This is a genomic window from Micromonospora sediminimaris (genome assembly GCF_016863575.1).
GTDB lineage: Bacteria > Actinomycetota > Actinomycetes > Mycobacteriales > Micromonosporaceae > Micromonospora > Micromonospora sediminimaris.
Genome location: NZ_BOPD01000015.1, coordinates 45628 through 65146 on the forward strand (window position 1 = coordinate 45628; position 19519 = coordinate 65146).

At 72.0% G+C, this 19519-nt stretch carries 17 protein-coding genes; 7 read left to right on the forward strand and 10 right to left on the reverse strand.

Going from position 1 to position 19519, the window contains the following annotated elements; genetic code table 11:
* Positions 1-2505, reverse strand: a complete 2505-nt coding sequence (locus tag Vse01_RS13220) for a DEAD/DEAH box helicase (protein ID WP_093404696.1) — start codon at positions 2503-2505, stop codon at positions 1-3.
* A gap of 72 nt (positions 2506-2577) precedes the next feature.
* Complete coding sequence (gene trmB, locus Vse01_RS13225; protein ID WP_232511259.1) at positions 2578-3204, reverse strand: tRNA (guanosine(46)-N7)-methyltransferase TrmB; 627 nt, start codon at positions 3202-3204, stop codon at positions 2578-2580.
* A gap of 218 nt (positions 3205-3422) precedes the next feature.
* Between trmB and Vse01_RS13230 the strand changes: the two genes are divergently transcribed.
* Together Vse01_RS13230 and Vse01_RS13235 are read left to right on the forward strand one after the other, a co-directional pair.
* Complete coding sequence (locus Vse01_RS13230) at positions 3423-4040, forward strand: hypothetical protein (protein ID WP_373870672.1); 618 nt, start codon at positions 3423-3425, stop codon at positions 4038-4040.
* Positions 4041-4181: 141 nt separating this feature from the next.
* Positions 4182-4910 carry a class F sortase gene (locus Vse01_RS13235; protein ID WP_373870673.1) on the forward strand — a complete coding sequence of 243 codons (729 nt, stop codon included), beginning with the start codon at positions 4182-4184 and terminating at the stop codon, positions 4908-4910.
* A 43-nt stretch (positions 4911-4953) separates the two neighbouring features.
* On the opposite strand, the gene Vse01_RS13240 is transcribed toward Vse01_RS13235, so the two are convergent.
* The 3 genes from Vse01_RS13240 to Vse01_RS13250 form a co-directional block, all read right to left on the reverse strand.
* Entirely contained in the window at positions 4954-5265 is a 312-nt protein-coding gene (locus Vse01_RS13240) for an antibiotic biosynthesis monooxygenase family protein (protein ID WP_093404688.1), read from the reverse strand.
* A 172-nt stretch (positions 5266-5437) separates the two neighbouring features.
* On the reverse strand, positions 5438-6235 hold the full coding sequence (locus Vse01_RS13245) for an exodeoxyribonuclease III (RefSeq protein ID WP_093404869.1): 798 nt from the start codon (positions 6233-6235) through the stop codon (positions 5438-5440).
* 102 nt (positions 6236-6337) lie between these two features.
* Positions 6338-7261 carry a proteasome assembly chaperone family protein gene (locus Vse01_RS13250; protein ID WP_093404686.1) on the reverse strand — a complete coding sequence of 308 codons (924 nt, stop codon included), beginning with the start codon at positions 7259-7261 and terminating at the stop codon, positions 6338-6340.
* A gap of 193 nt (positions 7262-7454) precedes the next feature.
* Between Vse01_RS13250 and Vse01_RS13255 the strand changes: the two genes are divergently transcribed.
* The gene (locus tag Vse01_RS13255; protein WP_093404683.1) at positions 7455-8219 is read left to right on the forward strand and encodes an EcsC family protein; all 765 of its coding nucleotides are present in this window, start codon (positions 7455-7457) and stop codon (positions 8217-8219) included.
* On the opposite strand, the gene Vse01_RS13260 is transcribed toward Vse01_RS13255, so the two are convergent.
* The gene (locus tag Vse01_RS13260) at positions 8207-9058 is read right to left on the reverse strand and encodes a GDSL-type esterase/lipase family protein (RefSeq protein WP_093404681.1); all 852 of its coding nucleotides are present in this window, start codon (positions 9056-9058) and stop codon (positions 8207-8209) included. The genes Vse01_RS13255 and Vse01_RS13260 overlap by 13 nt on opposite strands.
* A gap of 138 nt (positions 9059-9196) precedes the next feature.
* Entirely contained in the window at positions 9197-9793 is a 597-nt protein-coding gene (locus Vse01_RS13265; protein ID WP_093404678.1) for an antibiotic biosynthesis monooxygenase, read from the reverse strand.
* A gap of 124 nt (positions 9794-9917) precedes the next feature.
* On the opposite strand from Vse01_RS13265, the gene Vse01_RS13270 reads away from it, so the two are divergent.
* The 3 genes from Vse01_RS13270 to Vse01_RS13280 are packed head-to-tail and all read left to right on the forward strand — an operon-like array spanning position 9918 to position 12610.
* Positions 9918-10181: a DUF6343 family protein gene (locus tag Vse01_RS13270; RefSeq protein ID WP_093404866.1), complete on the forward strand. Its 264-nt coding sequence runs from the start codon at positions 9918-9920 to the stop codon at positions 10179-10181.
* A 14-nt stretch (positions 10182-10195) separates the two neighbouring features.
* Positions 10196-11608 (forward strand): NADP-dependent succinic semialdehyde dehydrogenase, encoded by a 1413-nt coding sequence (locus tag Vse01_RS13275; RefSeq protein WP_093404676.1) that lies wholly within the window; start codon positions 10196-10198, stop codon positions 11606-11608.
* Between the two features lie 42 nt (positions 11609-11650).
* On the forward strand, positions 11651-12610 hold the full coding sequence (locus tag Vse01_RS13280) for a TIGR03885 family FMN-dependent LLM class oxidoreductase (protein WP_093404864.1): 960 nt from the start codon (positions 11651-11653) through the stop codon (positions 12608-12610).
* A 147-nt stretch (positions 12611-12757) separates the two neighbouring features.
* On the opposite strand, the gene Vse01_RS13285 is transcribed toward Vse01_RS13280, so the two are convergent.
* A complete protein-coding gene (locus tag Vse01_RS13285) occupies positions 12758-15367 on the reverse strand; it encodes a glycoside hydrolase family 9 protein (RefSeq protein WP_093404673.1) in 2610 nt (869 codons plus the stop codon).
* A 220-nt stretch (positions 15368-15587) separates the two neighbouring features.
* Between Vse01_RS13285 and Vse01_RS13290 the strand changes: the two genes are divergently transcribed.
* Complete coding sequence (locus tag Vse01_RS13290) at positions 15588-16316, forward strand: PP2C family protein-serine/threonine phosphatase (RefSeq protein ID WP_093404671.1); 729 nt, start codon at positions 15588-15590, stop codon at positions 16314-16316.
* 4 nt (positions 16317-16320) lie between these two features.
* On the opposite strand, the gene hrpB is transcribed toward Vse01_RS13290, so the two are convergent.
* Together hrpB and Vse01_RS13300 are read right to left on the reverse strand one after the other, a co-directional pair.
* A complete protein-coding gene (hrpB, locus tag Vse01_RS13295; RefSeq protein WP_093404859.1) occupies positions 16321-18846 on the reverse strand; it encodes an ATP-dependent helicase HrpB in 2526 nt (841 codons plus the stop codon).
* Between the two features lie 481 nt (positions 18847-19327).
* Positions 19328-19519: a DUF397 domain-containing protein gene (locus Vse01_RS13300; RefSeq protein ID WP_093404668.1), complete on the reverse strand. Its 192-nt coding sequence runs from the start codon at positions 19517-19519 to the stop codon at positions 19328-19330.

The following is a 19519-nucleotide window of genomic DNA, read 5'->3' on the forward strand; positions in this document are numbered from 1 at the left end:
TCAGAGCTGGCCGACGTCGGTGATCCGCACGACGGCGGCACCCGCCTCGTCGGAGGCGGCCAGGTCGACCTCGGCGCTGATGCCCCAGTCGTGGTCGCCCTCCGGGTCGTCCAGGATCTGCCGCACCGTCCAGCGCTCCCGACCCTGTTCGATCATGAGCAGCGCCGGGCCGCGGGCGTCCGGGCCGGTTCCGATGCCGTCGTACGACTCGAAGTAGGGCTCCAGCGCGTCGGCCCAGGCGTCGGCGGGCCAGCCGGAGTCGGCGTCCAACTCGCCGAGCGCGTCCCAGTGCCGCAGCGCGGCCAGCTCGACCCGCCGGAACAGGGCGTTGCGCACCAGCACCCGGAACGCCCGCGGGTTGCGGGTCACCGCCGCCGGGCGGTCGTCCAGCGCGGCGGCCACCTCGGGCAGGTCGGTCGGGTTGCGCAGCCGTTCCCACTCGTCGATGAGGCTGGAGTCGACCTGGCGGACCAGCTCTCCCAGCCACTCGATCAGGTCGACAAGTTCCTCGGTCTTGGCCTCCTCGGGCACGGTCTGCCGCAGCGTCTTGTACGCGTCGGCGAGGTAGCGCAGGACCAGCCCCTCCGAGCGGGACAACCCGTAGAACTGCACGTACTCGGTGAAGGTCATCGCCCGCTCGTACATGTCCCGCACGACGGATTTGGGGGAGAGCTGGTGGTCGGCCACCCAGGGGTGCCCCCGCCGGTACATCTCGTAGGCGTTCTCCAGCAGCTCGGCGAGCGGCTTGGGCCAGGTCACCTCGTCGAGCAGTTCGAGCCGGGCCTCGTACTCGATGCCCTCGGCCTTCATCGCGGCGACCGCCTCGCCGCGAGCCTTGAACTGCTGCGCGGAGAGCACCTGGCGCGGGTCGTCGAGGATCGACTCGATCACCGACAGCACATCCAGGGCGTACGACGGGGACTCGCTGTCCAGCAACTCGATGGTGGCCAGCGCGAGCGGGGACAACGGCTGGTTGAGTGCGAAGTCGAGTTGCAGGTCGACGGTGAGCCGGACCCGGCGCCCGGTCTCGTCCGGCTCGGGCAGCTCCTCGACCACGCCGCCGGCCCGCAACGCCCGGTAGATGGCGATGGCCCGGCGGATGTGCCGGCGCTGCGCCGCCGCGTCCTCGTGGTTGTCGGTGAGCAGGTGCCGCATGGCCGTGAACGCCTCGCCGGGGCGGCCGATGACGTTGAGCAGCATCGAGTGGCTGACCTGGAAGCTGGAGGTGAGCGGCTCCGGTTCGGCTTCCACCAGGCGGTCGAAGGTGGGCTTGCCCCAGCCGATGGAGCCCTCCGGCGGCTTCTTGCGTACCACCTTGCGTCGCTTCTTCGGGTCGTCGCCGGCCTTGGCGAGAGCCTTCTCGTTCTCGATGACGTGTTCGGGCGCCTGCACCACGACCCGGCCGATGGTGTCGAAACCGGCTCGTCCGGCCCGGCCGGCGATCTGATGGAACTCGCGGGCCTTCAGCAGCCGGGTGCGTACCCCGTCGTACTTGGACAGGCCGGTGAACAGCACCGTGCGGATCGGCACGTTGATCCCGACGCCGAGGGTGTCCGTACCGCAGATGACCTTGAGCAGTCCGGCCTGGGCGAGGGTCTCCACCAGCCGGCGGTACTTGGGCAGCATCCCGGCGTGGTGCACGCCGATGCCGTGCCGGACGAGCCGGGACAGGGTCTTGCCGAACCCGGAGGTGAACCGGAACCCGCCGATCGCCGCCGCGATCATGTCCTTCTCGGCGCGGGTGCAGACGTTGACGCTCATCAGCGCCTGGGCGCGTTCCAGGGCGGCGGCCTGGGTGAAGTGCACCACGTACACCGGGGCCTGCTTGGTCTCCAGCAGCTCTTCGAGGGTCTCGTGCAGCGGTGTCATCGCGTACGAGAAGAGCAGCGGGACCGGCCGCTCGGCCGAGCGGACGACGGCGGTCGCCCGGCCGGTACGTCGGGTCAGGTCGTCAACGAACCGGGTGGTGTCGCCAAGCGTGGCCGACATCAGCACGAACTGGGCCTGCGGCAGCTCGATCAGCGGCACCTGCCAGGCCCAGCCCCGGTCCGGTTCGGCGTAGAAGTGGAACTCGTCCATGACCACCTGGCCGACGTCGGCCCGGCTGCCCTCGCGCAGCGCCAGGTTGGCCAGGATCTCCGCGGTGCAGCAGATGATCGGGGCGTCGGCGTTGACGCTGGCGTCGCCGGTGAGCATTCCGACGTTCTCGGCGCCGAACACCTCGCACAACGCGAAGAACTTCTCCGACACCAGCGCCTTGATCGGCGCGGTGTAGAAGGTTGTCCGGTCGTCGGCCAGGGCGGCGAAGTGCGCGGCGATGGCGACCAGGCTCTTGCCCGAGCCGGTCGGCGTATTCATGATCACGTTGGCGCCGGAGACGATCTCGATGACCGCCTCCTCCTGGTGGGGGTAGAGGTCCAGGCCGCGCTCGGACGCCCAACTGGCGAACGCGTCGTAGAGGGTGTCGGGGTCGGCGGTCTTCGGCAGCGCGGCGGTGAGTGTCATGGCCGGTCCATGGTGCCTGGATGAATTGCTTGTGCGCCAACCGGGGCAGCCGGCGCTCGCCCGCCGTCGGGCCTACCCGTGGCGGCGGTAGATCAGGTCGGCGACCGGGCGGCCGGCGCGCAGCGCCCGCCGCTCGAACCGGGTCACTGGCCGGTAGGCGGGCCGGGGAGCGTACCCGTCGTAGGCGTTGACCAGACCCGGGTCGGCGTCCAGCGTCGCCCGCATCGCCTCGGCGTACTCAGCCCAGTCGGTGGCGCAGTGCAGCGTGCCGCCGACCGCCAACCGGGAACGCAACCGCGCCACATGGGTCGGCTGGATCAACCGCCGCTTGTGGTGGCGGGACTTCGGCCACGGGTCCGGAAAGAAGACGTGCACCGCGTCCAGCGAACTGGGCGGCAGCAGATCGAGCAACTCCATCGCGTCGCCCTCGACGATCCGGACATTGCCCAGCTCACGAAGGTGAATCAGGTCCAGCAGGTTCGCGATTCCCGGGGTGTGCACCTCGACCGCCAGATAATCTCGATCCGGGTCGGCGGCGGCCATCTCGGCGGTCGCATCGCCCATGCCGGAACCGATCTCGACCACCAGTGGGGCCCGGCGGCCGAACAGGTCGACAGGGTCGAACGGGTCGGCGTCGGCGACGCGCAGCCCGTACCGCGGCCAGAGCTGGTCCAACGCCGTCACCTGCCGGCCGCTCATCCGGCCGCGCCGCGGGTGGTAGGTACGGATCGCCCGCGCCAGGTGCGGCGCGGCGACGGCGGGAGTCGGGTCGGTGGAGGTCACCACCAACCGAGCCTACGCGAGCACCACGCAAGACCGGATGTGATGTACGCCCGGTGGTGAGACCATCATCGGTGGAAGGCAGGACCGGGTGTCCGGCAGTGCCCGGCGACCGCACCGGCGCACCGGGAGGGGGCATCGTGTCAGCAGCCAGGCAGGCGCTGTCCGCTGCTTCGCCGCGTACCGTCGCAGCCTTCGTTCCGCTGCTCGCGCTCACCCTGGCCACTCCGCTGCTGGCGGCGCCGCCGGCCGTGGCCTCACCCGCGCGGGCCGCCGTCGCGCCGGTCGTCGCCGGGCAACCCGGCGGTGGTCAACCCGGTGCGCCTGCGGGCGCGCCGCAGCCGGGCCCGACCGTGTTCGTGGAGGTCTCGCCGAGCATGGTGGAACCGGGCCATCTGGTCGGGCTCCGGGCCAGCTGCCACGACAACTCGGTGGGTGCCATCGTCGTCTCGGACGCGTTCGGCCGGGTCGCCGTGCAGCCGCAGCGCGGGCTGCTGACCGGCACGGCGATGGTCAAGGAGCGGGTCCTCCCCGGCAACTACCGGGTCAAGCTGGAGTGCCGGGGTGGCGAGACCGCGTCCACCATGATCCAGGTCGTACGCCACATGAAGCCCAGCCGGGGCCCGGCGACCGGCTTCGGCGGTAGCGCCGGTGCCGTCACCTCCAACCTGCTGCTTCCCGGCGGGCTGGCGTTGACCGTCACCGGCATGGTCCTCTGGGTCACCGCGACCCGCCGTCGCGGTAGCCGACGGTGAGCCGCCATGACCACCGCCCGCACACCCCGCCCCACCAACTTGACAGGTACCCCGGCACGCACCGGCTCCGGACCCCTGTCCCGTGACAGCGACGGTGCGGCGGGCCCGGGTTCCACGCCGCGCCCGCACGGCTGGGCGGCGGTGCCGGGTGTCGGTTCGCGCCGCGCTCGCGCCGCGGCACCGTTCACCGATCGACGCCGTGCCCCACGGGGCGCGGCCGGGCCTCGCCGGGTAGCGCGCTCCGGGCGCAGCCCGTGGTCACTGCCGCTCGCGGTGCTGCTCGTGCTGGCCGGCGTGTTCGCCACCGGGGCCGGGCTCGGGCACACCGTCGGCGGACCGCTCGACTGGACCACCACCGGCGATGAACGCGGCTCCGGCGGAGCATCGGCGGTACCCGCCGGGCGTACCGCCGCGCGGCCGGTGAGCCTGTCCATCCCGTCGATCGACGTCTCGGCACCGGTGCAGCCGGTCGGCGACGCACCGGACGGCTCGATCGCCGTGCCGCCGCTGAGCCGGCACGAGGAAACCGGGTGGTACGACCGTGGGCCGGTGCCGGGCGACCCGGGGCCGGCGGTCATCGTCGGGCACGTGGACACCAGGAGCGGCCCGTCGGTCTTCTACGACCTGGGCAAGCTGAAGGCGGGTGACACCGTCGAGGTGGCCCGGGAGGACGATTCGGTGGCCGTGTTCACCGTCAACTCGGTGGAGCACTTTCCGAAGGACCGGTTGCCGGCCGACCGGGTCTACGGCCACGAGGGCCCGCCCGGTCTGCGGCTGATCACCTGCGGCGGCGAGTGGCTCGGCGGGGGCACCGGCTACGCCGACAACGTCATCGCCTTCGCCACCCTCACCACCACCCGTCCCTCCTGACGTACCCGCCGCCACTGCTCCGGTCCGGCGACGAGAAACGTCGTCAGGGGACCTGCTGGACGACCTCGAACTCCAGGAGGGTGGCGCCGGAGGCGACGGGTGGCCGCCGCTCGGCGCCGGGCGGGGTGGCGTGGGCGGCTCGGGCGGGGCCGGCGGCCCAGTCCTGGTACGCCTGCTCGGTCTCCCACCGGGTGTAGACGAAGTAGCGGTTCTCGCCGGACACCGGGCGCAGCAGTTCGAAACCGAGGAAACCGGGGGAGTTCTCCACCGCGCGGGCCCGGGCGGCGAACCGCTTCTCCAACTCCTCGCCGCCACCGGGCGGAACGTCGATCGCGTTGATCTTCACAACTGCCATGGCCTCACCCTAGCCGGAGCCGCCAGCCGCGGGCGCGGTGCGGGCGCGGTGCGCGGGTTGCGGGAAGTGGGGCTTTCCGGGCAGCGGGAGAGGTCGACTTGCGGCATCTCGTGCCGCTGGTCGGCATCGGGGGTGGGCGGGGGCAGCCGCGCCGGTCCGGGTCGGCGTCCGATCAGAAGGACTCGACGGTGGGAGTGAGGTCGGCGTCGACGACGATGGGGGCGTGGTCGGAGGGGCCCTTGCCCTTGCGGGCCTCCCGGTCCACGTACGCCGACCGGACGGCGCGGGCCAGCGGGGCCGAGGCGTACACCAGGTCGATGCGCATGCCCTTGTTCTGGTGGAACATGCCGGCCCGGTAGTCCCAGTAGGTGAACGGGTGCGGGCCCTTCATCGGGGTGGGCACCACATCTGAGAGACCGAGATCGCGCAGCGCCGCCAGGGCGGCCCGTTCGGGCGGGGTGACGTGGGTGGAGTTGACGAACAGCGCCGGATCCCAGACGTCGTCGTCGGTGGGGGCCACGTTGAAGTCGCCGCAGACGGCCAGCGGCGCGCGGTTCGCCAGTTCGGTGTCCAGCGCGTCCCGCAGCGCCGCCAGCCAGGCCAGCTTGTACGCGTAGTGCGGGTCGTCGGGCGTGCGGCCGTTCGGCACGTACACCGACCAGACCCGCAGCCCGCCGCAGGTGGCCGAGATCGCCCGGGCCTCCGGCTCGGGAAAGCCGGGCTCGCCGGGGAACCCGACTGTGACGTCGGCCAGACCGACCCGGGACAGGACGGCGACCCCGTTCCACCGGCCGTCGCTGTGGCTGGCCACCGTGTACCCCAACTCACCCACCTCGGTCGCCGGGAAGGCGCCGTCGGGGCACTTGGTCTCCTGGAGACAGACCACGTCCGGCGCGGTGCCGGCCAGCCAGTCGAGCAGCCGGGGCAGCCGGGCCTTCACCGAGTTCACGTTCCACGTCGCCAGGCGCATGATGCCAGCCTGCCCCATCTCCGCTGGGCCCGCTCGGCCACCGCCGGCCGACACGCGCCGAGGTCGTCGGCGTGCCGCCCGCGTCAGCCCGAAGACCCCCGGTCAACTCCCCGGGGTGTCGTTGTTCGGGCGGGTCTGCTCGGCGAGGAAACGCTCCAACTCGGCACCGAGTTCCTCGGCCGTGGGCAGGGGGCCGTTCTCCGTGGCGAGCAGGTTCTTCTCACCCCGCCCCCGGGCGTACGCGTCGTACTGCTCCTCAAGCGCCTGGACCAGGCTGGTGGCCTCGTCGCTCTGCGCGACCTGCCGGTCGATCTCCACCCGCACCACCTCGGCGGCCGAGCGCAGCCCGTCCCGGGGCAGCAGCAGCCCGGTGCTGCGGGACACCGACGCCAGCAGCACCTCGGCGGCGGCCGGGTACTCGGCCTGCGCCACGTAGTGCGGCACGTGCGCGGCGAAGCCCAGCGCGTCGCGGCCCGCCTCGCCGAGGCGGAACTCCAGCAGGTGACCGACGCTGCCGGGGACCTGCACCCGTTGCAGCCACGGTTCGTAACCGGAGATCAGGTCACGCCGGGTGGCGTGCGCGGTCACCCCGGTCGGCCGGGTGTGCGGCACCGCCATCGGGATCGCGTTGAGCCCCACGGTCAGCCGTACGTCCAGTCGGGCGGCGAGCCCGGCGACGGCGGCGGTGAACCGTTCCCACTGAAGGTCCGGCTCCGGGCCGGTGAGCAGCAGGAACGGGGTCTCGTCGTCGTCGTGGAGCAGGTGCAGCTCCAACTCCGGGTCGTCGTAGCTCTCCCAGTGGTCCTCGACGAAGGTCATCACCGGTCGGCGGGAGCGGTAGTCGAAAAGTTGATCCAGGTCGAACCGGGCGATCGGGCGGGACTCCAGCGATGTGAGCAGCTGTTCGCGGGCGAGCCGGCTCGCGTTACCTGCGTCGACGAAACCGGTGAGCGCCTGGATCAGGACCGGCTGACCGAGGTCGGGCAGATCGTCGGTGAGTTCGTAGAGCTCGTGTGGGTCGAGCACCGGTGCGGCCTCCCTGCATGTGCGTAACGGGGCCACCGGACTCGCGGTGCCCCGATCGCCAGAACGTACCTGCCATCCTCGTGCATTCCTGTCGGGCCGGTCCGCCCGGCCCGGCGTCGCCGTGCGATCGGCCGACGGTACGCCGTTGCCCCGGCGGGGTACACATGGATGGTCGCCACCGAAAGGAGAGGTGATGAGCGATCCCGTGCCCGCCGAGGGCCAACCCGTCACCCCGGCTCCGCCGCCGCCCGGCAGCCGGGTCGTCGAGGCGCCGCCGGCCACGCTGTGGGACCGGATGCGCCAGGATCCGCAGTACGCTCCGGAGCACCTCGCGCTCGAGGCGGTGCGCCGGCTCGGTCCGGAGGCCGCGCAGTGGGTGCAGCGGATCCGGGCCGCGCAGCCCGGCATCGGCGCCGAGGCCCTGGCGGAGCAGGCGGTACGCCGGTTCGTCAACCAGGCCCGGCTCTCCGGGGCCGTCTCGGGCGCGGCCGGACTGCCCGGTGCGGTGATCGACGTCGGCGTGCTGGCCTGGACCCAGGCCCGCATGGTCCTGCACGTGGCCGCCGCGTACGGTGCCGACCCGACGCATTCCGACCGCGCCACCGACCTGCTGGTGCTGCAGAAGGTGCACAAGGTCGCCGCGAGCGCCCGCGTGGCGCTGGGCGTGGCGGCTGGACGGGAACGGGCGGGCGCGCTGTTCGGCGGTGGCGGGCAGGCGCCGCTCGGCCGGGTGATGCTGCACCTCGGGGTCCGCCTCGCCCAGATGGCCGGGGTACGCGCGGCGAAACGGCTCTTCGCCAAGGTGGTCCCCGGAGCGGCGATCATCCTTGGCACCTGGGCGAACTCGTCGGCCACCAAGAAGCTGGCCGAGCGTTCCCGTGCGCTCTACCGTCAACACGGCGAGGCCCGGATCCCGCTGCCCCGTCATTCCGAGGAGAATGGCGATCAATCGGCGTAGCCGGAGGAACGCCAGGTCACCTCAGCGAGGCGGGACTGACCGGCGGCGTTGGGGTGGAAGTAGTCAAGCGCGTTCACCAGGTCCAGGTCGAAGCGGATCCGGTGTGCGGCGCCGCCGTCATAGCGGCATCGGGAGCCGTAAGCCCGGCAGGCCGCCTTCAGCTGACCGTTGTATGCACTGATCCGTTCCCGGAACGCCGCGCGGCGGCTCCGATCCGCCGGTGCGGTCGACGTCGCCTCGGCCAGCAGCGCCGGACATATGCCCCGCCGCCAGGCACGTACCGCCCGGGGTTCATCGTGGCCGACCTCCCAGAGCCGGTACAGGTTCGGAATGCTGACGACCAGGACACGGGCCTTCGGCCGCCCCTCGCGCAGCACCCGCAGCCCTCGGTCGATCTCGGCCCGGAAGTCGGCCACCGGAGTCATCGCGTCGATCGTGCCGCGACAGGCGTCGTTGGCGCCGACCAGCACGGTGACGTAGTCGGCGCGATCGCGTACCGCCGCCTCGGCCTGGCCGGCCAGCGCGGCGGCCCGGGCTCCCGCCCGGGCGCGGTTGTGGGCCTTGCCGCGCAGGTTGGGGTTCCGGTCGAGCAGCCGGCGGTAGTGGCTGTCGACCCGCAGTCCGTCCCCCGTCGACCAGGAGTTGCGCTCGCACGAGGTGAGGACCAGGCAGGACCCGAAGCCGGTGGTGATCGAGTCACCGAGGGCGGCGACGACCCGGGGGGAGCCGGGCTGGGTCGTGCCGCCCGACGGTCGCGGCGCCGCGTCCCCACCCGCCTCGCAGGCCAACGCGACGAGCGCGAGCAGGCAGACGGCGGCGGTGGTCCAGCGTCCAGGCATGACTTCCCCAGCCTCACAGCGCAGAGCGACAGCACGGTGACTCTACGCGCGTAGGCCGGGTTGATCGCGCGCTGCTGTCGGGGATGCGGCAGTGCCCTGTCGTGTCCCAGGCTCGCGTGGTATGGGGTTGACGGTCGTCTACCTGTGCCAGGGTGCCCGCTGGCCGTGCAGCCACCAGTGCAGCGCCCGGGTGATCCGGGGCAGCACCAGGTAGGTCATCAGCGGGGTCAGGGTGAGCGTCATGAGCAGCACCCGCGCCGCGGTCGGCAGCCCCGGCAGGAACTCGCCGGTCAGCAGCGTGGCGGTCAGGCTGAGCGGGAAGAACGCCAGCCAGATCGTCACCGCCTGCTTCCAACGCGGCGGCGACGGCGGCACCGTCGGTTCCGCGTCCAGCGGCTCGACGGCGGCCGCGTGCGGCGGGTCGAACCAGCCCTCGATGCCGGTCCGCCGCTCGACGTGGGTGTGCTCGACGATGCCCTGCGCCGACGTCAGCCACCAGTGTCGCTGCGGCGATTCCTCCCAACGTCGCAGGGTGTCCGGGTCGGCGAACCGGTAGAGCATGTGCCAGTCGCCCGATCCCGGGGCGCGGCGTACCCAACCCGCGCCCAGGAAGCCCGGGAACGCCTCGGCCAGCGCCGTGCCCGCCCGCATCCACGCCACCATCTCGTCGGTACGGGCGGGGTCGGCGCGTCGGGCGACGGCGACGGTCACCGGCTCGGCATGGCTAACGGTCATGGGTCCATGTTCCCCGCCGGTGCCTGGATCGGCCGGGTCACGCGGGGCCGGTGTAACGCAACGCACGGCCGGAAAGTGGGTGCGGGCGACGGTTAGCGCTGGCGGCGCGGGGTAGGTGGAGGTGATGACGAGATCACAGCCTCGGCGTGCCCGTGGCACGGTCGGTCACGCGTACAGCGCACTGAATCTGCGACTGGCGCTGGCCAGCTTCGGGCTCGTCACCATGACCGTTTTCGCGGTGTTGGCGTTCCGTGCCGACGTGGCCTGGTTGGGGATCGTCTGCGCCGTCTTCGCGGTGGTTGCCGTGGTTGACCTGATCATCATTCAACGTCGTCGCGCCGCCCGCCGCCGGGAGGAGCCCGGCGCGCGGCACTCGCTCTTCGAGTGACGGGAGAAGCACTGATGACCATCGCCACCACCAATCCGGTCAACGGCCAGGTGCTCAAGACGTACGAGGCGATGTCCGACGAGCAGATCGACGGCGCGATCGAACGGACCGACCTGGCGTACCGGCAGTTGCGCGACACCACGATCGAGCAGCGCGGGCGGTGGCTGACCGCGGCGGCCGACCTGCTGGAGGCGGAGCGGAACGAGATCGCCCGCCTGATGACCACCGAGATGGGCAAGACGTTCGCCGCCGCCAAGGCCGAGGTCACCAAGTGCGCCACCGCCTGCCGCTTCTACGCCGACCGGGCGGCCGAGTTCCTCGCCGACGAGCCGGCCGACGCCGAGGCGGTCTCGGCGACCCGGGCATTCGTCCGTTACCAGCCGATCGGCCCGGTGCTGGCGGTGATGCCATGGAATTTCCCTCTCTGGCAGGTCATGCGTTTCGCCGCGCCGGCCCTGATGGCCGGCAACACCGGCCTGCTCAAGCACGCCTCCAACGTGCCGCAGACCGCGCTGCTGCTGGAGGACCTGTTCCGGCGGGCCGGCTTCCCGGAGGGCGCGTTCACCACCCTGCTGGTCGGCTCCGACGCGGTGGACCGGATTCTGAGCGATCCCCGGGTCCGCGCCGCCACGCTGACCGGCAGTGAGGTCGCCGGCCGGTCGATCGCGCAGATCGCCGGCCGGGAGCTAAAGAAGACGGTGCTGGAGCTGGGTGGCAGCGACCCGTTCGTGGTGATGCCCTCCGCCGACGTGGAGCTGGCCGCGCAGGTTGCCACCACCGCCCGCTGCCAGAACAACGGCCAGTCCTGCATCGCGGCCAAGCGTTTCATCGTGCACACCGACGTCTACGACGCCTTTGCCGAGGCGTTCGCGCACCGCATGTCGGCGCTGCGGGTGGGCGACCCGATGAACGGCGACACCGACGTCGGCCCGCTGGCCTCCGAGCGGGGGCGCGACGAGGTCGACGCGCAGGTACGGGACGCGGTCGACAAAGGAGCCACGGTGCTCTGCGGCGGGGAGAAGCCGAGCGGGGAGGGCTGGTTCTACCCGCCGACGGTGGTGACGGATCTGAACCCGGGTATGCGGATGTGGGCGGAGGAGGTGTTCGGGCCGGTCGCCGGGTTGTACCGGGCCTCGTCGTACGACGAGGCGATCGAGTTGGCCAACGGCACCAGCTTCGGGCTCGGCTCGAACGCCTGGACCCGCGACCCGCAGGAGCAGCAGCGGTTCGCCACCGACCTGGAGGCCGGGGCCGTCTTCATCAACGGGATGACGACGTCCTACCCGGAGCTGCCCTTCGGCGGGGTGAAGAACTCCGGCTACGGCCGGGAACTCTCCGCCCAGGGCATGCACGAGTTCTGCAACGTCAAGACGGTCTGGGTGGGGGAGGGCACCGCCACTGCCGGCGCCGGCAGCCACTCCGAGTAGCTGCTGCTTACTCCTGCCCCCGGGTGGGTAGTGAAGCGCGGCATGACGGCGATCGCGTTTCACGCTTCCCACGAGCAGATCCACCCGCGCGAGCTGCTGGCGGCGGTGATCCACGCCGAGCAGGTCGGCTTCGACGCCGCCATGTGCTCCGACCACTTCGCCCCCTGGAGTGAACGCCAGGGCCACTCCGGATTCGCCTGGTCCTGGCTCGGGTCGGCGTTGCAGGCCACCGGCCTGTCATTCGGAGTGGTCAACGCGCCCGGGCAGCGCTACCACCCGGCGATCATCGCGCAGGCGATCGGCACGCTCGCCGCCATGTACCCGGGTCGGTTCTGGGCGGCTCTGGGCTCCGGGGAGGCCGCCAACGAGCACATCACCGGCGACGCGTGGCCGCGCAAGGACGTACGCAACGCGCGGCTGCGCGAGTGCGTGGACGTCATCCGCGCCCTGCTGGCCGGCGAGGAGGTCAGTCACGACGGCCTGGTCCGGGTCGACCGGGCGAAGCTGTGGAGCCGCCCGGAGCAGCCACCGGCGCTGGTCGGGGCCGCCGTCAGTGTCGCCACCGCCCGCTGGTGTGCCGAGTGGGCGGACGGCCTCATCACGGTAAACGCGCCGACCGACCACCTGCGCCGCATGATCGACGCCTACCGGGAGGCCGGAGGTCGTGGACCGGTGCACCTTCAGGTGCACCTGAGCTGGGCGCCCGCCCAGGCCGAGGCCGAGGCGATCGCCTACGACCAGTGGCGCAGCAACGTGTTCGCGCCGCCGGTCTGCTGGGACCTGACCACGCCGGAACACTTCGACGTGGTCTCGGCCGAGGTGCCGATGAGTCGACTCGCCGAGGTGGTCAACATCTCCGCCGACCTGGGCCGGCACGTGGGCTGGCTGGAGGAGTACGTGGCGCTCGGCTTCGACCAGATCGCCCTCCACCACGTAGGCCAGGATCAACGCCCCTTCCTCGACACCTTCGCCGACCAGGTCCTCCCCAAACTCCGCCCCTGACCGGCCCAGCCACAGCCCGCCACCATGCCCGACGATCAAGAAGTTCTGGTCCGGATCCGTCACGGATCCGGACCAGAACTTCTTGATCACTTCATCGGGGTGGGGGCCGGGTGGGGTGCCGGTCGCCGACGGCACCCCACCCGGGGATCAGGACACGGCGCAGGGCGCGCCGTTGACCGTGACCAGGTTGGGCGCCGGGTTCGCGCCCCCGCCGGTGGTGGCGTTGAAGCCGAACATCACCGACGCACCCGGGTTGATCCGCGAGTTGTACGACTCGCTCTTCGCGGTCACCGTGGCACCGGACTGCGTCACCTTGGCCATCCACGCCTCGCGCACCTTGGCGTCACCGGTGAAGGCGAACCGGGCGGTCCAGCCGTTCACCGCGGCGGTGCCGGTGTTGCGGATGTTCACCTGGGCGGTGAAGCCGGTGCCGCCCTGCCACGAGCCGTAGTTGGTGTACGACACCGTGCAGGTGGGCGCCGGCACCGCAGCGGAATCGCCCTGGTCCGCCAGGAACGAGGAGATCCAGGCCAGCGCCGAGTTCCAGTTGATCGCCACCTCGTTCGTGGAGTACGAGGCGATGTCGTCGACGAAGCAGAACATCGGTGCGCAGCCTTCGAGCAGCTGCTCCACGAACGGGTCCTGGAGCGCGGCGTTCGGACCACCGGCGATCGAACCGGCCGGCGGCTTCGGCATGCTCGGGTCGAGCTGGAAGCCGAAGATCCGGCTGTGCTGGTTCTCCGCCGCGTGCTCGCCCCACCCGGTCACGTACGAGATGTTCAGCGCGTTGCGGCCGAGGATGTAGTCCATCGTCTGCACCGCACCGTCGCGGTACTTCGCCGCCCCGGTCAGGTCGAACGCGGTGGCCAGCACGACCGCGTTGTTGATGATGGCGCCGTTACCGCCCCAGAAGTAGCTGTTCGGGTCACCGGGCATGGGCAGCCCGTACGCCTGCCGGCCGATCTCGGCGAGGTAACCGTCAGCGGCGTCGATGACCGACTCGCGGATTCGGGTCTGCTCGGCGGCCGGCAGCCCGTTCGGCACGGTGGCCAGGTCGAGGCGACCCAGCGCGGCCACGCTCTGCCAGCCGAAGCCCCGGGGGTCGAAGACGTCGCCGGTGTGGTGCGGCGAGGCGGTCAGATCGGTCAGGTAGGCGCTCTCGCCGGTGGTCAGGTACAGCTCGGCGGCCGCCCAGTAGAACTCGTCGGTGACGTTTGTGTCGTCGTACGGGCCACCGCCGTTGCCGGTGGCGGGGGCGTACCGGGCCGGGTTGGCCTTGGCCGCCGCGTAGGCGGTCTTCGCCGCACTGCCGCAGCGCTGCGCGAACTCCTTGTCGTACGGGGCGAACAGTCGGGCGCACTGGGCGGCCGTGGCGGCCAGGTTCAGGGTGGCGGCGGTGGACGGCGGGTGCAGCTCGCGCGGCTCCGGGTCGTCCTCGGGCTGCATCGGCAGGCCGGTCCAGTTCCGGTCGTGGATCTTGTGGTGGGCCATTCCGGCCAGTGGCTTGCCGGCCGGCACCTGCATCCGCAGCAGGAACTCCAGCTCCCAGCGGGCCTCGTCGAGGATGTCCGGCACCCCGTTGTCCCGCTCGGGCAGCCGCAGCGTCCCGTCGCCGAGGTCGGCGCCGAAGCCGGCCGTGGCGGCGTTCTTGGTCCGCTCGAAGGCGCTCAGCAGCTGGTAGGTGGCGATACCGCCGTTGACCACGTACTTGCCGTGGTCGCCCGCGTCATACCAGCCGCCGCGTACGTCGAGCCGGTAGTCGCAGGAGTCGGCGACGCAGGGTACGTCGGTGTCGCCCTGGTTCGGCGCGACGTCGAGGTGGCCGGCGGGGCGGGCGTACTCCTCGCCGACCAGGTCACCGTCGATCTCGATACCGCTGCGCTGGATGTAGAAGAACTGCAGGGCGTCCGACCGCAACTGGTCGTAGAGCGTGCCGGAGATGTCGAACGGGTGGCTGACCTCGCCGTCCACCGCCAGCGTCAGCCCCTGTCCCGGGGTGCGGTACGACGAGAAGTCCAGCGAGTGCACGTTCTGTGCCGACGCCTCGTCGACGCCGCGGGGAGTGGTGGTGCCGCTGGTCAGCACGGCGCCGGAGGCGGAACGCAGTTCCCAGGGCAGCGCCTCGGTGGCCTCGGTGACCACCGTGGCGTTCTTCGGCCCGCCGGGCAGGTAACCGACCTGGTTCACCCGCACCCGGGGACCGGTGTCCGGCACGTACGGCTCGGGCGGGTTGCCGCCGCGCAGCGAGACATTGTCCAGGCAGACGGTCTGCGCCTCGGCGCTGCCGCCGACCTGGAAGATCAGCTGGGCGCGATCGTCGTCGTTCGGAGCGACGAAGGTGCGCTCGACGCGCTGCTGGGTCGGCGTCGCGGCGGCGGTGACCGAGTAGTAGCCGGTGTAGGGCTCGCTGCCGAGTTGCAGCACGGCGGCGACCGAGCCACCAGGCGTGGCGGTGACGTCGAAGCCGAGGGTGTACTCGGCGCCGGCGATCAACGGAAGCGCGTCGTGGCCGATGCCGGCGTCCCAGGGGTTGGCCAGGCCACCGGCCACGGTGGCGCAGAGCTGGCCATCGACTACGCCGAGGGTGTTGGTGCCGTATGAGAACCAGGGCGACGAGCCGTCGCTGAAGTCACCGTTGCGGATCTGTTCGGGTGCGTCGGCAGGTGGATCTGCGAACGCGGTGCCGGCGCTAACGCCGACCAGCGCCACGGCGGTCGCCGCGGCGAGCACCGCGAGACGACGTCGGGATGGCGTCACGGGGGAGTCCTTCCGACGAGCGGGACGGAATGGGTGAGGTGGGGGCGAAAAGCTGGGAGCGCTCCCAGGTATCGGGCATGTTTCCAGGACGCGCAGGACATGTCAATCGATCGCATCCGATGAGAATTCATGTTCACCCTCAGTGAGATTCGCCGCGCCACGCCGGGCGGTCCTGATCTCCTAGAGACAACCGAGCCCTACTCCTGGCAGGCTGCGTGCCATGACCCTGAAGCTGCGTTCCGCCGGGACGAGCGACCGTGGGCTGATCCGCAGCGGAAACCAGGACGCGTTGCACTCCGGCACCTGGCTGGTCGCCGTCGCCGACGGCATGGGCGGCATGGCGGCCGGTGATCTGGCCAGCGCCATCGCCATCGGAGCGGTCGCGCCGCTCGATGTGGAGACGCCGGAGGACGTGCTGGTCGCCGCGTTGCAGAACGGCATCCAGCTGGCCACCGAACGGATCCGTCAGGCGGTCGCTGAGGATCCCCAGCGGCAGGGCATGGGCACCACGCTGACCGCGCTGCTGTTCGCGCGTACCGGCAGCTGCCTGGCGCTGGCCCACGTGGGTGACTCCCGGGCCTACCTGTTCCGCGACGGCGTACTCAAGCAGATCACCCGGGACGACACCTTCGTGCAGATGCTCGTCGACCAGGGGCTGATCACGCCGGACCAGGCCGGTAGCCATCCCCGCCGGGCGGTGGTGACCCAGGCGTTGCAGGGCGACGAGGTCTCCCCGACGTACGCGACAATGGTGCCCCGAGCCGGTGACCGCTGGCTGCTGTGCAGCGACGGACTGTCAAACGTCGTACGCGCCGACACCCTGGCCGAGGTGCTGGCCGGCCAGCCGGAGCGGGACGCCTGCGCGCGCCACCTCATCGACCTGGCGTTGCAGGCCGGTGGCCCGGACAACATCACCGTCGTCATCGCCGACGTGCTCGACGAGCCGTGAGCGCTCAGGAACGCCGCCCGGCCCGTCGGGTCGGCGTGGCCGTGGTCGGATCCTCCGGCCAGGGGTGGCGCGGATAGCGCCCGCGCAGTTCGGCGCGGACCTGGCGGTAGCCGGAGCGCCAGAACGAGGCGAGGTCGGCGGTGACCGCCACCGGTCGGCCGGCAGGGGAGAGCAGGTGCAGCAGCACCGGCACCCGACCGTCACCGACTCTGGGCGCCTCGGGCCAACCGAACGTCTCCTGAAGCCGGACCGCGAGAACCGGCGCGGCCGGATCGGCGTAGTCGACCCGGATCCGCGAACCGCTCGGCACCGTGATCCGCTCCGGTGCCAACTCGTCCAGCCGTCCGGCCAGCGGCCAGGGCAGCAGCCGGCGTAGCGCACCTGTCACGTCGACCCGAGCCAGATCGGCCCGGCGTCGGGCACCGGCAAGCTCCGGCCCGAGCCAGTGCGGTGCGCCGGCCAGCAACGCCTCGTCGGAGACGTCGGGCCAGTCGTCGCCGAGCGCGTACCGGCAGAACGCCAGCCGCTGACGCAGGGCGCTGGCCGCCGGCGTCCAGGTCAGCACGTCGAGCCCGGTCTCGCGCAGTCCGGTCAGCAGCGCGCCGGCCACCGCATCCCGGTCGGGTCGGGCCAGCGGACGGTCGACCAGCTCGATGGCACCCAGTCGAAGCACTTCCCTGGCCACCACGTCTCCACCCGACCAGCCGATCTCCCGCTCGGTCCGCAGCAGCGAGCCGGCCGCCTCACGGGCGGTCATCTCATCGAGGACGGCGGCGAGCCGGATCCGGGCGGCCGGTGCGCCGGGAGCGCGGTCGGCCACCGCGACGGCCAGCCAGTCGACGCCCACCAGCCCCGACCCGGGCGCCAACTCCGCCGCGGTGCCGCCACTCATCAGGTACGCCGAACCACCCGGCCGCCGCACCCGGGCCAACCGTTCCGGGTACGCCAACCCGACCAGCAGCCCGGCGGCAAGGTCGTCGGGCAACCACCTCGACTGGTCTGGTCGCTGTTGCCGCCCGGACGCGCCCGGTGGCAGGGCGGCGCGCAGCCGGCGTACCTCGGCACGCCAGCGCGCGGTGGCGGCCGGGTCGGTGCCGGCGCGCAACCGACGCCAGACGGCACCGAGATCATCGCCGGAACCGGCCACGGTCGATTCGGCGAGCAGCGCCACCACCTGCGCGGCACGATCGGCGCCGACCCGGTCGGCCCCGTCGAGCAGCGCCCGAGCCAGCCGGGGATGCGCTCCGACGGCGACCACGGCCCGGCCCCGCTCGGTGATCCGTCCGTTCGCATCGATCGCACCGAGGGCGGTGAGCGTCTCGGACGCCACCGTCATCGCCGCCGATGGAGGCGGGTCGGGCAGCGCCAGTCCGGTCCCGCCGGGAGCGCCCCAGGCGGCGAGTTCGAGGGCGAATCCGGTCAGATCGGCGGTGGCGATCTCCGGCTCCGGCTGCGCCGGCAACCGCTCGTGCACCCCCGCCGACCAGCAGCGGTACACCTGGCCGGGTGCCTCCCGCCCGGCCCGGCCGGCCCGCTGGGTCGCCGCCGCCCGGGACACCGGCACGGTGACCAGCGCACCCAGCCCTCGGGCCAGGTCCAGTCGGGCCACCCGGGACAGACCCGCGTCCACCACCGTGCGTACGCCCGGCACGGTCAAACTGCTCTCCGCCACCGCCGTGGCCAGCACCACCCGCCGCCGGTCTCCCGGCCGCAGCGCGGCGTCCTGCTCGGCGCCGCTCTGGCGGCCGTGCAGGCGGAGCACATCGACGCTGTCCTGCACCTCGACCAACCGACCGGCGACGGCGGCGATCTCGCCCACGCCGGGCAGGAAGACCAGCAGGTCGCCCTCCTGCTCGACGAGAGCCCGGCGTACGGTGGCCGCGACGTGGTCGAGCAGAGCCCGGTCCACCGCGCCCGCACCGGGTGGCGCCAGAGGCCGGGGCGGTGGTGCCCAGATGCGGGTCACCGGATGCAGCGCCGACGAGGCCCGAACCACCGGTGCCGGCACGGTGCCGCCGAGCAGGGCAGCGAAGCGGTCCGCCTCCGGGGTCGCCGACATGGCCAGCAGCCACAGCTCCGGCCGCAGGGTCGCCCGGGCCTCGACGCTGAAGGCGAGCGCCAGGTCCGCGTCGAGCTGGCGTTCGTGGATCTCGTCGAGCAGCACCGCATCGACGCCGGCCAACTCCGGGTCGTGATGCATCCGGCGGACCAGCAGGCCGGTGGTGACCACCTCGATCCGGGTACGCGGTCCGGCCCGTCGTTCACCCCGCACCGCATAACCGACCCGACCACCGACCGGCTCCCCGAGCAGCGCCGCCATTCGGCGGGCCGCAGCACGGGCGGCCACCCGGCGAGGCTGGGCGACGATCACCCGCCCGCCCACCGCGTCGGCCACGGCGAGCGGGGCGAGGCTGGTCTTACCGGTACCCGGCGGGGCGACCAGGACCGCGCTGCCGGCCGAGCCCAGCGCCGCCACCAGCGCCGGCAGCACCGCCCGCACCGGCAGGTCGATAGACACGTCGGAGAGCACGGCCCAGTCTCGCACCGCCCCCGCGCCCGCATGCGGGCCATCGGGACCGCATCCGTGTGGGTGCGCCGGACCGCGCCCGCCTGGTGCTGTCCGCGTCGGTGCCTTGACTTGTCGAGGGCATCTGCGTCGGTGCCCGTCGTCATGGGCATGCCCGTCACAACGCGTAGCCGCTTCCCTCAGCCCCGCACAGGGTCTTCCGCCCCTTTGCTCTGCTTCAACCCACGCAACGGTTACCTTCCGTGCGCGGTCAGCCTTTTGTGCGATTAGCCGGCGCGGACGTTATGGCAGCTCGGTCGGGGGGTGCGTGGGTTGAAGCAGAGCAAAGGGCGGAGGGTGAGAGGTGGGTGGGTGAGTGGCGCGGTTGCGGAGGGTCATCTGCGAGAACGCCGCGTCTAGATGACAGATTGTGACGGTTGGCTTCTCTGGCCGCCGCTTCGCTCAAGGGGTGGGGTGTGTGCGAGCCCGGCGGGCGGTGGCGGGGTCAGCGAGTGTGGACGCCGGCGACGAAGGCGGTCCACGCCGACGGTGGGAAGGTCAGCACGGGGCCACGACGATCCTTGCTGTCCCGAACCGCGACCCCACCGTCGATGGTGGCCACCTCGACGCAGTTGCCGTTGCCCACACTGCGCGTGCTGGTGCGCCACTCCGCCCGGGACAGGTCGAGCGCGGTCAT

Excerpts from the sequence above, each read along its gene's own strand:
- Vse01_RS13280 (WP_093404864.1), top strand. The coding sequence starts at position 11,651 with ATGACGGCGATCGCGTTTCACGCTTCCCACGAGCAGATCCACCCGCGC.
- Vse01_RS13300 (WP_093404668.1), bottom strand. The coding sequence starts at position 19,519 with ATGACCGCGCTCGACCTGTCCCGGGCGGAGTGGCGCACCAGCACGCGC.
- Vse01_RS13255 (WP_093404683.1), top strand. The coding sequence starts at position 7,455 with ATGAGCGATCCCGTGCCCGCCGAGGGCCAACCCGTCACCCCGGCTCCG.
- Vse01_RS13265 (WP_093404678.1), bottom strand. The coding sequence starts at position 9,793 with ATGACCGTTAGCCATGCCGAGCCGGTGACCGTCGCCGTCGCCCGACGC.
- Vse01_RS13240 (WP_093404688.1), bottom strand. The coding sequence starts at position 5,265 with ATGGCAGTTGTGAAGATCAACGCGATCGACGTTCCGCCCGGTGGCGGC.
- trmB (WP_232511259.1), bottom strand. The coding sequence starts at position 3,204 with ATGAGCGGCCGGCAGGTGACGGCGTTGGACCAGCTCTGGCCGCGGTAC.
- Vse01_RS13220 (WP_093404696.1), bottom strand. The coding sequence starts at position 2,505 with ATGACACTCACCGCCGCGCTGCCGAAGACCGCCGACCCCGACACCCTC.
- Vse01_RS13260 (WP_093404681.1), bottom strand. The coding sequence starts at position 9,058 with ATGCCTGGACGCTGGACCACCGCCGCCGTCTGCCTGCTCGCGCTCGTC.
- Vse01_RS13275 (WP_093404676.1), top strand. The coding sequence starts at position 10,196 with ATGACCATCGCCACCACCAATCCGGTCAACGGCCAGGTGCTCAAGACG.
- Vse01_RS13270 (WP_093404866.1), top strand. The coding sequence starts at position 9,918 with ATGACGAGATCACAGCCTCGGCGTGCCCGTGGCACGGTCGGTCACGCG.
- Vse01_RS13245 (WP_093404869.1), bottom strand. The coding sequence starts at position 6,235 with ATGCGCCTGGCGACGTGGAACGTGAACTCGGTGAAGGCCCGGCTGCCC.
- Vse01_RS13290 (WP_093404671.1), top strand. The coding sequence starts at position 15,588 with ATGACCCTGAAGCTGCGTTCCGCCGGGACGAGCGACCGTGGGCTGATC.